Source organism: Streptomyces sp. NBC_01750 (assembly GCF_035918095.1).
Lineage (GTDB): Bacteria > Actinomycetota > Actinomycetes > Streptomycetales > Streptomycetaceae > Streptomyces.
Window position 1 is genome coordinate 3,013,335 of sequence record NZ_CP109137.1, and the last position, 12,587, is coordinate 3,025,921.

Consider the following 12,587-nt stretch of genomic DNA (forward strand, 5'->3'; position numbering starts at 1 on the left):
GCGCTTTCGCTTGTCTGCTGCGAGGGTGCGGCTACTTCTTTGCCTTGCCGCCGTCGTCGCTGGACAGCACGGCGATGAAGGCCTCCTGCGGCACCTCGACGCTGCCGACCATCTTCATCCGCTTCTTGCCTTCCTTCTGCTTCTCGAGCAGCTTCCGCTTACGGGAGATGTCACCGCCGTAGCACTTGGCGAGGACGTCCTTGCGGATGGCGCGGATGGTCTCGCGGGCGATGACGCGCGAGCCGATCGCGGCCTGGATGGGCACCTCGAAGGCCTGCCGCGGGATGAGCTCCCTGAGCTTGGCGACGAGCCTTACTCCATACGCGTACGCCGCGTCCCGGTGCGTGATGGCGGAGAAGGCGTCGACCTTGTCGCCGTGCAGCAGGATGTCGACCTTGACGAGCTGGGCGGCCTGCTCGCCGGTGGGCTCGTAGTCGAGGGAGGCGTAGCCGCGCGTCTTGGACTTCAGCTGGTCGAAGAAATCGAAGACGATCTCGGCGAGCGGGAGGGTGTAGCGGATCTCGACCCGGTCCTCGGAGAGGTAGTCCATGCCGAGCAGCGTGCCGCGGCGGGTCTGGCAGAGCTCCATGATCGAGCCGATGAACTCGCTCGGCGCGAGGATCGTGGCCCGCACGACCGGCTCGTGCACGTCGGAGATCTTGCCCTCGGGGAACTCGCTCGGGTTGGTGACGGTGTGCTCGGTGCCGTCCTCCATGACCACGCGGTAGACCACGTTCGGCGCGGTGGCGATCAGATCGAGGCCGAACTCGCGCTCCAGGCGCTCGCGGATCACGTCCAGGTGGAGCAGGCCGAGGAAGCCCACACGGAAACCGAAACCGAGGGCGGCGGAGGTCTCCGGCTCGTAGACCAGCGCGGCGTCATTGAGCTGAAGCTTGTCGAGGGCGTCGCGCAGCTCGGGGTAGTCCGAGCCGTCCAGCGGATAGAGGCCGGAGAACACCATCGGCTTGGGGTCCTTGTAGCCGCCGAGCGGCTCGGTGGCGCCCTTGCTCAGCGAGGTGATCGTGTCACCGACCTTGGACTGACGCACGTCCTTCACGCCGGTGATGATGTAGCCCACCTCGCCGACGCCGACGCCGTCGGCCGGGGTCATCTCCGGAGAGGAGACACCGATCTCCAGCAGCTCGTGGGTGGCGCCGGTGGACATCATCCTGATGCGCTCGCGCTTGTTGAGCTGCCCGTCGACGACTCGTACGTACGTCACCACACCGCGGTACGAGTCATAGACGGAGTCGAAGATCATTGCGCGGGCGGGTGCGTCGGCGACGCCGACCGGGGCCGGGACGTCGCGGACCACGCGGTCCAGCAGGGCCTCCACGCCGACGCCGGTCTTGGCCGAGACCTTGAGGACGTCCTCCGGCTGGCAGCCGATGAGGTTGGCGAGCTCCTCGGAGAACTTCTCCGGCTGCGCGGCCGGCAGGTCGATCTTGTTGAGCACCGGGACGATCGTGAGGTCGTTCTCCATCGCCAGGTAGAGGTTGGCGAGGGTCTGAGCCTCGATGCCCTGCGCCGCGTCGACCAGCAGGACGGTGCCCTCGCAGGCCGCGAGCGATCGGGAGACCTCATAGGTGAAGTCCACGTGGCCCGGGGTGTCGATCATGTTGAGGATGTGGGTCGTGTTGTGACCCTCGCCCTCGCTGGGCGACCACGGCAGACGGACCGCCTGGGACTTGATCGTGATGCCGCGCTCGCGCTCGATGTCCATGCGGTCGAGGTACTGAGCGCGCATCTGCCGCTGATCGACCACTCCGGTCAGCTGGAGCATCCGGTCGGCAAGCGTCGACTTGCCGTGGTCGATGTGCGCGATGATGCAGAAATTGCGGATCAGCGCCGGGTCGGTACGGCTCGGCTCGGGCACGTTGGTAGGAGTCGCGGGCACGCAGGGTCCTGATTCTTGAGACGCGGGGCGTCTCGTCTCGGGCGATGTCGGATCGATACGTAGCCTCCATCGTCCCACGGGAACGGAACTGCGCCCGGTTTGGGCCGGTGGAGGGGCGGCTGGTAACGTGGGCAGCTGTGTCTCGTGCCCTCTCTTCGGGCACCTCCCGTGCCCGAAGGGTTATGGGGGGAGGGACGCAAACTCAAAGATCATCGAACCTGAAAAGGCTCTTTCGTGGCGAACATCAAGTCCCAGATCAAGCGGAACAAGACGAACGAGAAGGCGCGCCTGCGTAACAAGGCCGTCAAGTCGTCGCTCAAGACCGCGATCCGCAAGGCCCGCGAGGCTGTCGCCACCGGCGACGTCGAGAAGGCCACAGTGGCCGTCCGTGAGGCGTCGCAGAAGCTCGACAAGGCAGTCTCCAAGGGTGTCATCCACAAGAACGCCGCCGCCAACAAGAAGTCGGCGCTGGCAATCAAGGTTGGCTCCCTCCAGGGCTGAGCTCTTGACTGATCGCCGGTAGGGACCCAGCGGGCCCTCTCTCCCGCTCCTTCCCGGCACCCCGCGCCGCACACCGAACGCGTTCGCCACGCGGGTGCGGCGCACAAAAGCTTGAACCATGAGGCCCCGGTGACCGTCCTTCCCCAGGACGGTCACCGGGGCCTCCGGCTTGCCCGGCCGGCGGTGGGGCCTGCCTACCGCCCTACCGCCCCGACCGCGCCGCCTGCGCAATCGCCACGACGGCCTTCTCCAGCGCGTACTCCGGGTCGTCTCCGCCGCCCTTCACGCCCGCGTCCGCCTCCGCGACCGCACGCAGCGCCGCCGCGACCCCGTCCGGCGTCCAGCCGCGCATCTGCTGGCGGACCCGGTCGATCTTCCACGGCGGCATGCCCAGCTCACGGGCGAGGTCGGCGGGCCGCCCGCCGCGGGCCGAGGAGAGCTTGCCGATCGCCCGAACACCCTGCGCCAGCGCGCTGGTGATCAGGACCGGCGCGACCCCCGTCGACAGCGACCAGCGCAGGGCTTCCAGCGCCTCCGCCGCCCGGCCCTCCACCGCACGGTCGGCGACATTGAAGCTGGAGGCCTCGGCGCGGCCGGTGTAGTACCGCCCGACGACCGCCTCGTCGATGGTGCCGTCGACGTCCGAGGTGAGCTGGGAGACCGCGCTGGCCAGCTCCCGCAGATCGCTGCCGACGGAGTCGACCAGGGCCTGACACGCCTCGGGCGTCGCGGACCTTCCCAGCGCACGGAATTCGGACCGTACGAAGGTGAGCCGCTCCGCCGGCTTTGTGGTCTTGGGGCAGGCGACCTCACGGGCGCCCGCCTTCCGCGCCGCGTCCAGCAGGCCCTTGCCCTTCGCGCCGCCGACGTGCAACAGGACGAGGGTGATCTCCTCTGCCGGCGCGTCCAGATAAGCCTTGACGTCCTTGATCGTGTCGGCGGAGAGGTCCTGCGCGTTCCGCACGACGACGACCTTGCGCTCGGCGAAGAGCGAAGGGCTGGTCAACTCGGCGAGGGTGCCGGGCTGAAGCTGGTCGGAGGTGAGGTCGCGTACGTCCGTGTCGGCGTCGGCAGCGCGGGCCGCCGCCACCACCTGCTGCACGGCACGGTCGAGGAGCAGGTCCTCCTGGCCCACGGCGAGCGTGACAGGGGCGAGGAGGTCGTCGGTCGGGTTCTGGCCAGGTTTGCGGATCATCGCGATCCAGCATCCCACGGGGCACTGACACTCCCGTGCGTACCGGGATTCCCGTACTGGAGACGTACCGGAGAATGGACCGGTGATCGACGCGAGACATGTACTGGTGCTGCCCGACCGCGACTCCGCCGAGGAGGTGGCACAGGAGCTGGCGGGCCGCTTCGGAGTGGCCGAGGAGCCCCAGCTCGTACGCGACGCGCTGGCCGGCGAGGACGATGCCGAGGACGCCCAGTGGCTGGTCGTCGTGGAGGACCCGAAGGCTCGCCTCGACCCCACGGCGCTGGACGATTTCGCCGCGGAGTACGAGGGCTGGCTGGAGGCGGGACGTGTCTGAGAAGTCCCGGCTCTATTGCCGTCGGACTTTGCGCACCCCCATTCGTCGACGAAGGTGCGACATGGCCGCCCCCGGCTCAGACGGTTCAGGCCGCCCCCGGTCCAGACGGTTCAGGCCGCGCCCGGCTCAGACGGTTCAGAAGGCGGGCGAGTCCGGCCCGCTGCCCTGGCCCCTCGGCACGGCCCGCAGGTCCCGGCCGCCTCCGGTGACTGCGATCGCCCCGTCCGTGTCCGTGCGCAGCACCACCGCTCCACCGGTACGGAGCGCGTCGACGGTAAGGGGCGACGGGTGACCGTAGAAGTTGTTCCGGCCGCAGGAGATCAGCGCCAGTCGCGGGCGCACGCTCCGTAACAGACCGGGGTGTTGGTGGGCGGAGCCGTGGTGGGCGACTTTGAGGACGTCGACCGGCGGGAGTACCGGGTGGGCCCGTAACAACCCGCGCTGGGCAGGGGGTTCGAGGTCGCCGAGGAGCAGGAGGGTCGGACCGCCGGCGATGCGCACCAGCAGCGTGACGCTCGCGTCGTTGGGACCGTCGGGCACAAGCGCGGAGGCGCGGGTCGAGCCGGGGCGAAGGGCTGCCCGGGGCCACAGCACCTGCCAGGCGAGCCGCCCGACCCGGCGCCGCTCCTCGGGCCCTGCCCGGATGACGGGCACCCCGGCCGCGGCCGCCGTCCTCCGTACGAACGCGCTCTGCTCCCGCGGCTCGTCGAACGTCGTCGTCTGGACCGCACCGACGGCCCTCCCTCTCAGCAGCCCGGGCAGCCCCCGGACATGGTCGGCATGGAAATGCGTCAGCAGGAGCAGCGGAATCCTGGTGATGCCCAGGTCCCGCAGGCAGCGGTCGGCAAGCTCCGGATCGGGTCCCGCGTCCACGACCACGGCCGCGCCCTCGCCCGCCGCGAGCACGGTGGCGTCCCCCTGCCCGACATCGCACATCACGAACGTCCAGCCGGGCGGTGGCCAGCCGGTGACGACCCTGGTGAGCGGGGCCGGGCGCAGGACGGCGAGAAGGAGCAGCAGCGCACAGCCGACGGCTGCCCAGGGATGGCGCGACAGTCTGCGCGCGACCAGCACGACCAGTGCCGTGACGGCTGCCAACAGCAGCCCGCCGGGCCAGCCGCCCGGCCAGTTCGCCTGCGCCCCGGGCAGCGCCGCGCCGGTGCGGGCGACGGAGGCGATCCATCCGGCCGGCCACCCCGCGCAGCGGGCGAGCATCTCCGCGAGCGGTATGGCCAGTGGCGTCGCGGCGAGCGCGGCAAAGCCGAGGACCGTGGCCGGGGCGACCGCCAGCTCCGCGACGAGATTGCAGGGGATCGCCACCAGACTCACCCTGGCCGCGAAGACCGCCACCACGGGAGCGCACACAGCCTGGGCTGCGGCAGCGGCGGCCAGCATTTCGGCGAGCCGCGGCGGCACCCGTCGCCGTTGCAGCGCCGCGCTCAGGCAGGGGCCGATGGTGAGCAGGGCACCGGTGGCCAGTACGGAGAGCAGAAAGCCATAGCTGCGTGCCAGCCATGGGTCGTACAGGACGAGCAGCAGTACGGCGGTGGCCAGCGCGGGAATGAGCGATCGGCGGCGCCCGGTGGCGATGGCGAGCAGTGCGACGAGCCCGCACGCGACGGCCCGCAGCACGCTTGGCTCCGGACGGCACACGACCACGAAGGCGAGTGTGAGCACCCCGCCGATCAGCGCGGTCCCGCGCAGGGTGAGTCCCAACCTCGGCGCGAGGCCGCGCCGTTCGGCCAGCAGAGCGGTGCCCGGCGGTCCGATCAACAGGACGAGCACGATGGTCAGATTGCTCCCCGATACAGCGAGCAAGTGCGTGAGGTCGGTCGCCTCGAAGGCGTCGTGCAGGTCGGGCGAAATCCGGGAGGTGTCGCCGACGACGAGCCCGGGCAGCAGGGCGCGGGCGTCGGGGGCCAGGTCGGCTGTCGCCTCACGCAGTCCCGCTCGCAGGCTTCCTGCCGTCCGCTGGAGCGCCGTTGGCGGGCCGGTGATTCGCGGCGGCCCTCCGCCCTGCGCCCTCAGTACGGCGGCGAAACGGTCGTCCGCCTGCATCGGGGGCGCGAGCCGGCCTGACAGCCGCAGCCGGGTGGACGGCAGCAGCCGCTGCCACTGGGTGCCTGACCCGGCGGACGCCCCGGACCCGCCGGAGTCACCGGACCCGCCGGAGTCACCCGGCTTGCCCGGCTTGCCCAACGGCGCGATCACCAGGACAGGCGTCCGGATCGCCGTGACCGCGCCGCCTGGAGCCGTCACCCGGGTCGCCTCACCGTCCAGCACGATCGATATGGCCGCCATATGATCACCGCGGATTCGGGGGCGGGTGAGTCGCGGATCGGAGGTGACCGTCAACTCGACGGTGACGTAGGCGTACTGATCCGCCAAACCGGGAAGCGGCCCTCTGCGCAGATCCGCGCCGTGCAGCCCGGCCGAGGCCGCTCCCGCGGCGGCACACAGCAACAACGCGGCCACGGCAGTGGCGTTGAGCCCACACCCACGGACCGACGTGACCGCCCCTACAGCACGCGCCACGGCCGGAGACAGCAACAGGCCCGCCACGGCGAGGCATGCCGTCACACCCACCGCCGTCCACCACCCCCGCGCGCCCACCCCGAGGGCCGCCGCGGCCCAGGCGCCCAGCGCCGGCGGCACCAGGCGCAGATCGGCCGGGCCCTCCTGCCGCGGATCGGACGCCCCGAGCCGATGACCCGACGCGGCATGAACCACCGGACGCGTCGGGGCCGTCATAGCCGTACCAGGGACTGGAGGTCCGCGAACCGGCGGTCGCCGATCCCGTTGACCTCGTGGAGTTCGTCGACGGACCGGAAACCGCCGTGCTGCGTGCGGTAGTCGACGATGTGCTGAGCCAGTACGGGACCGACCCCCGGCAAGGTGTCGAGCTGTTCCACGGTCGCCGCGTTGAGGCTCACCGGCCCCGCGGCCTGCGCGCCGCCCGTGCCCGTGCCCGATCCGGTCACCAGGGGTCCTGGCGGCGCGGGTCCGCCCACCACCACCTGCTCGCCGTCCATGAGGACCCGTGCCTGGTTGATCCCGGACAGGTCCGTGCCGGCCCTGACGCCTCCGGCCGCTCGCAGTGCGTCGGTGACCCGGGATCCGGCGGGCAGCTGGAGCACCCCCGGCCGGCGCACCTTGCCGCTCACATCGACGACGATCCGCCCGCCGGGTCCGGTGTCGGACGGCGATACCCCCGGCGAAGGCCGCGGCTCCGGTGAGGCCGCACTCTGCTGGACCAGCTCCGGGGCGCGTACGGTCTGCGGCCGGCCCGCCCAGAAGTGCTGGGCCGCGAAGACCGCGGCGACCACGAGAACGACACCCAGTGCGGCGAGAGTCCTGGGCTCGAGCCCGCACCTGAGCTGCACCCACATCGGCAACCGCTCCCGCAGCGCAAGCCCCGCCCACCGCCGGGCGTCCGCGCCCACAGCGGTGACCGTCCCAGCGCCTGTGCCCGCCCCGGTGCCGACGTCCCCGGCGTCCACCCGCGAGCGCGCGCCGGCAGCGTCGATTCCCGTGCCCGCACCGCGCGGAGCACCCTCGAACAGGGCATCCGCGCGGCTTCGCAGGGCCGCGGTCGAAGCGGCGGACAAGCGCCTGCCGCGCAATCGGCCCGGGTGGCGTAAGCCATGACTCGGGCCGCGATCCGGGCCGTGATCCGGGCCGCGGCTTGGTCCTGAGCCGCGGCCGTGACGGGCGCGGCTGTCCGAGGCCGGGGCGCGTCCCGGGCCACTGGTTGCGGAGCGTGATCGGAGAGCCATGCCACAGGACGGTAGGCACATCCGTCCGAGCCCGCTGAGCAGGCCCAATTTCCGTGGACAGCCGTCCCGTTGTGGATAACTCGCTCACCGGCAAAGGTGACAGCGGCGCACCGTCAGCATGCAGCAGCGCCCTTCGCCGCCTCAGCGCGGCGAGACCACGGCCCCCAACAGCCCCGGCCCCGTGTGCGCCCCGATCACCGCACCCACCTCGCTGACATGCAGGTCGACCAGGCCGGGCACCCGGTCACGCAGCCGCTCCGCGAGCACGGCGGCCCGCTCCGGCGCGGCCAGATGGTGCACCGCGATGTCCACCTGGCTCGTACCCGCCCGGTCGACGGCGATCTCCTCCAGCCTGGCGATCGCTTTCGACGCCGTGCGCACCTTCTCCAGCAGCTCGATCCGGCCGCCGTTCAGCTGCAGCAGCGGCTTGACCGCGAGCGCCGAACCCAGCAGCGCCTGCGCGGCCCCGATACGGCCGCCGCGGCGCAAGTAGTCCAGTGTGTCGACGTAGAAGTACGCGGACGTGCCCGCGGCCCGCTTCTCCGCAGCGGCCACCGCTTCGTCCAGTGTGCCGCTTGCCTCCGCCGCCTCCGCGGCCGCGAGCGCGCAGAATCCCAGGGCCATCGCGACCATGCCGGTGTCCACCACACGCACGGGCACCGGAGCGTCCTTGGCGGCCATCACCGCGGCGTCGTACGTCCCCGAGAACTCCGACGAGAGATGCAGCGACACGATCCCGGTCGCACCGGCCTCCGCACACCGCCGGTATGTCTCGGCGAACACTTCGGGGCTCGGCCTGGACGTGGTCACAGGGCGTCGCTTCTGCAATGCCAGCGCCAGCGAGCGTGCCGAGATCTCGGTGCCCTCCTCGAGCGCCTGATCGCCGAGCACGACGGTCAGCGGCACTGCGGTGATGGCGTGCCGCTCCATCGTCGGCAGCGGCAGGTAGGCCGTTGAATCGGTGACGATAGCGACATGGCGGGACATGAGCGGGAGGTTACCCGTCGGGGCCGCCGGACGGCAGCCCGGCCCCTTGCCAATGCTCGCGTCGCCCCGGCCGGTGGATCAGTTCGTGGTCTCCGGACGGGTGTTCTTCTGCCAGGGATAGGAGGTCTGCTGCCGCGGATCGCGTGCCGTGATCGCCTGCGGCTGCTCGGCCACGGTGTGCCCGGGACCGGGCTCGGAGCGGGCCCCCGGCTCCGGCCAGGTCTGCTCGGACGCGACGCCATGGCCGGCCGCGCCACCGGCCCCGGCGGTCCGCCCCGCCTCCGGCCAGGACGCCGGCTCCGGCGCGGTGTCCGGCACATCCGGCACATCCCGCATATCCGCGCCCGGCACACCCTCACCCGACCAGTGCCGCAGCGCCCCCGCCTCCACGTCGATCTGCAGGCTCAGCGCATCCAGATCGTCATCCGCGAACTTCCGCGCCCGGTCCCGCGCCGCCCAGCGCAGCGACTCGGCCGAGCGCGAGATGCGCTCCGTACGCTCGCGCAGCCCGGGCAGCAGTGAGGCCACCGTTGCCCGGTCCGGCTCGCGCTCCAGCCGCTTGAGCTCGTCGTCGAGCTCATGACCGTGCGCACTCAGCCGCCGGAACAGGGCCAGCGACTCGGACAGCGAGGCGTCCTCCGCCGCACCCGCGTGCAGCGCGTCCTGCGTCGCCCTCATCGACGTACGCAGCGACAGCCGCAGCTGCGCCAGCTCGCCGGCCACGCCGCCCTGCCCAAAGCTCTTCGCCCGCAGCGTGGTCTCCTCGACGGTGCGGCGTGCCTGCGTGACCGTGCGCTCCACACCCCGCTTCGCCGCACCAATCGCCTTCATGCTCACATACACCCCCAAAGCCACGAAGGCGACGAAAAGCAGCGCCAAAATCAGTATCGCGGCTTCCATGAGCGCCCCTCCGGCGTCGGATGTTGTCCCTCCACCGTAAACGGAACGGGCAGGTTGGGGGTTCCACCGGAACCCCCAACCTGCCCGTAGGGGAAACCCCTGTAAGACCGGCCGAACCCTAGGCGGGCACGATGTTGACCAGCTTCGGCGCCCGCACGATCACCTTGCGGATGCCCGCGCCGCCCAGCGCCGAGACCACTGCCGCATCACTCAGTGCCAGCGCCTCCAGCTCCTCGTCCGAGATGGACGGGGAGACCTCCAGGCGCGCCTTCACCTTGCCCTTGATCTGCACGACGCACGTCACGGACTCGTCCACGGCATATGCCGGGTCGGCGACCGGGAAGTCCTGGTGCACGACCGAGTCGGTGTGCCCCAGCCTGCGCCACAGCTCCTCGGCGATGTGCGGGGCCAGCGGGGCGATCAGCAGCACCAGCCGCTCCGCCACGCTCCGTGACAGCGGGCCGCCCGTCTTCGTCAGATGGTTGTTCAGCTCGGTGATCTTGGCGATGGCGGTGTTGAAGCGCAGGGCCGCCAGGTCCTGTCCGGCGCCGTCGATCGCCTTGTGCAGCGCGCGCAGGGTCGCCTCGTCGGGCTCGGTGTCGACGACGGTGACCTCACCCGTCGCCTCGTCGATGACATTGCGCCACAGCCGCTGCAGCAGGCGGTACTGGCCGACGACGGCCCGGGTGTCCCACGGCCGGGACACATCCAGCGGGCCCATGGCCATCTCGTACAGACGCAGTGTGTCCGCGCCGTACTCGGCACAGATCTCGTCCGGGGTGACGGCGTTCTTCAGGGACTTGCCCATCTTGCCCAGCTCGCGCTTGACGGGTTCGCCCTCGAAGTAGAACTTTCCGTCCCGCTCCTCGACCTCGGTGGCCGGCACCGGGAAGCCGCGGCTGTCCCGGTAGACGTACGCCTGGATCATGCCCTGGTTGTACAGCTTGTGGAACGGCTCGACCGAGGAGACGTGCCCCAGGTCGAACAGCACCTTGGACCAGAACCGCGCGTACAGCAGGTGCAGCACGGCGTGCTCGGCGCCGCCGACGTACAGGTCGACGCCGCCGTGCGGCTGGCCCTCCCGCGGACCCATCCAGTACCGCTCGGTCTCGGGGTCGACCAGCTTCTCGCTGTTGTGCGGGTCCAGGTAGCGCAGCTCGTACCAGCACGAACCCGCCCAGTTGGGCATGGTGTTGGTCTCCCGGCGGTAGCGCTTGACGCCGTCGCCCAGGTCCAGCTCCACATTGACCCAGTCCTCGTTGCGCGACAGCGGGGTCTCGGGCTGGGTGTCCGCGTCGTCCGGGTCGAACGTACGAGGGGAGTAGTCGTCGACCTCCGGCAGCTCCAGCGGCAGCATCGATTCGGGCAGCGCGTGCGCGATGCCGTCCTCGTCGTAGACGATCGGGAAGGGCTCGCCCCAGTAGCGCTGCCGGCTGAACAGCCAGTCGCGCAGCCGGAAGTTGACCGTCCCCTCACCGATGCCGCGCGCGGTCAGCCATTCGGTGATCTTGGCCTTGGCCTCTGCGACGCCCAGGCCGTTCAGCGAGATCCCGTCGTTGGCGGAGTTGATCGCCGGGCCCTGCCCGGTGAAGGCTTCGCCCTCCCAGCCCTCCGGCGGCTGGACGGTGCGGACGATGGGCAGGCCGAAGGCTTCCGCGAACTCCCAGTCACGCTCATCCTGTCCGGGCACGGCCATGATGGCGCCCGTGCCGTAGCCCATCAGGACGTAGTCGGCGACGAAGACCGGGATCCGTGCGCCGGTGACCGGGTTCAGCGCGTAGGCGCCGGTGAAGACACCGGTCTTGTCCTTGTGTTCCGTCTGCCGCTCGACGTCGCTCTTGGTCTGGGCCTGCTTGCGGTACGCGGCGACAGCCTCGGCCGGAGTGGCGGCACCGCCGGTCCAGGACTCCTTGGTGTCCTGCGGCCACTCTGCCGGGACGATGGAGTCGATCAGCCCGTGTTCGGGGGCCAGCACCATGTAGGTGGCGCCGAACAGGGTGTCGGGGCGGGTGGTGAAAACCGTGATCCCCGCGCCGTCCTGGTCACCGACCTGGAAGTCGACACGCGCGCCCTCGCTGCGCCCGATCCAGTTGCGCTGCTGCAGCTTGATGGCCTCGGGCCAGTCCAGCGCGTCCAGATCGTCCAGCAGCCGGTCCGCGTAGGCGGTGATGCGCATGTTCCACTGGCGCAGCTTCGCCTTGAAGACGGGGAAGTTGCCACGCTCGGAGCGACCGTCCGAGGTGACCTCCTCGTTCGCCAGTACGGTGCCCAGACCCGGGCACCAGTTGACGGGCGCGTCGGAGGCGTACGCCAGCCGGTAGCCGCCCAGCACATCGGCGCGTTCGTTGGCGCTCAGCTCGCTCCACGCGCGCGCGGCGGGCACCGGACGCTCACCGCTCTCGAACTGGGCGACCAGCTCGTCGATCGGGCGGGCCCGCTGCGCGTCCTCGTCGTACCAGGAGTTGAAGATCTGGACGAAGATCCACTGGGTCCACTTGTAGTAGTCCGGGTCGATCGTCGCGAACGACCGGCGCTTGTCGTGGCCCAGGCCCAGCCGCCGCAGCTGGACCTTCATGTTCTCGATGTTGGCTTCGGTGGACACCCGCGGATGCGTGCCGGTCTGCACGGCGTACTGCTCGGCAGGCAGGCCGAAGGCGTCGAAGCCCAGCGTGTGCAGGACGTTGTGGCCGGTCATGCGCTGGTGGCGGGCGAAGACGTCGGTGGCGATGTAGCCCAGCGGGTGCCCGACGTGGAGGCCGGCGCCCGAGGGATACGGGAACATGTCCATGACGAACTTCTTGGGCTTGGCCGCCAGGGCTGCGTCCTCCCCGGCCAGGTCACCGTTCGGGTTCGGCGCCTCGTACGTACCCTCGGCGTCCCAGAAGTCCTGCCAGCGTGCCTCGATGTCGGCGGCCATGGCAGCCGTGTAGCGGTGCGCTGCGGCCACCTCTGCAACGGCAGCGGAATTCGTCTCGCTCATGATCCTTAAAGCTCCAT

9 protein-coding genes are annotated in these 12,587 nt (G+C 70.7%); 2 read left to right on the forward strand and 7 right to left on the reverse strand.

Annotation, left to right across the window (positions count from 1 at the left end; translation table 11 throughout):
• Positions 1 to 31: 31 nt before the first annotated feature.
• Positions 32 to 1,897 (reverse strand): translation elongation factor 4, encoded by a 1,866-nt coding sequence (gene lepA / locus OG966_RS13605; RefSeq protein ID WP_326649854.1) that lies wholly within the window; start codon positions 1,895 to 1,897, stop codon positions 32 to 34.
• Between the two features lie 234 nt (positions 1,898 to 2,131).
• Here lepA and rpsT point away from each other — a divergent pair, with 234 nt between their 5' ends.
• Positions 2,132 to 2,398 (forward strand): 30S ribosomal protein S20, encoded by a 267-nt coding sequence (rpsT, locus tag OG966_RS13610; RefSeq protein ID WP_326649855.1) that lies wholly within the window; start codon positions 2,132 to 2,134, stop codon positions 2,396 to 2,398.
• Between the two features lie 202 nt (positions 2,399 to 2,600).
• Here the strand turns inward: rpsT and holA are convergent, their stop codons facing one another.
• On the reverse strand, positions 2,601 to 3,593 hold the full coding sequence (holA, locus tag OG966_RS13615; RefSeq protein WP_326649856.1) for a DNA polymerase III subunit delta: 993 nt from the start codon (positions 3,591 to 3,593) through the stop codon (positions 2,601 to 2,603).
• 85 nt (positions 3,594 to 3,678) lie between these two features.
• On the opposite strand from holA, the gene OG966_RS13620 reads away from it, so the two are divergent.
• Positions 3,679 to 3,927 carry a hypothetical protein gene (locus OG966_RS13620; protein WP_406733884.1) on the forward strand — a complete coding sequence of 83 codons (249 nt, stop codon included), beginning with the start codon at positions 3,679 to 3,681 and terminating at the stop codon, positions 3,925 to 3,927.
• A gap of 135 nt (positions 3,928 to 4,062) precedes the next feature.
• Here OG966_RS13620 and OG966_RS13625 read toward each other — a convergent pair whose 3' ends face one another.
• From OG966_RS13625 to leuS, 5 genes are all read right to left on the reverse strand, one after another.
• Positions 4,063 to 6,678 (reverse strand): ComEC/Rec2 family competence protein, encoded by a 2,616-nt coding sequence (locus OG966_RS13625; RefSeq protein WP_326649858.1) that lies wholly within the window; start codon positions 6,676 to 6,678, stop codon positions 4,063 to 4,065.
• Complete coding sequence (locus tag OG966_RS13630; RefSeq protein WP_406732069.1) at positions 6,675 to 7,535, reverse strand: helix-hairpin-helix domain-containing protein; 861 nt, start codon at positions 7,533 to 7,535, stop codon at positions 6,675 to 6,677. The genes OG966_RS13625 and OG966_RS13630 overlap by 4 nt, the downstream gene beginning before the upstream one ends.
• A gap of 309 nt (positions 7,536 to 7,844) precedes the next feature.
• A complete protein-coding gene (locus tag OG966_RS13635) occupies positions 7,845 to 8,690 on the reverse strand; it encodes a DegV family protein (RefSeq protein WP_326649860.1) in 846 nt (281 codons plus the stop codon).
• 78 nt (positions 8,691 to 8,768) lie between these two features.
• Positions 8,769 to 9,590: a hypothetical protein gene (locus OG966_RS13640; protein ID WP_326649861.1), complete on the reverse strand. Its 822-nt coding sequence runs from the start codon at positions 9,588 to 9,590 to the stop codon at positions 8,769 to 8,771.
• A gap of 118 nt (positions 9,591 to 9,708) precedes the next feature.
• Positions 9,709 to 12,570: a leucine--tRNA ligase gene (gene leuS, locus OG966_RS13645; protein ID WP_326649862.1), complete on the reverse strand. Its 2,862-nt coding sequence runs from the start codon at positions 12,568 to 12,570 to the stop codon at positions 9,709 to 9,711.
• Positions 12,571 to 12,587 lie beyond the last annotated feature (17 nt).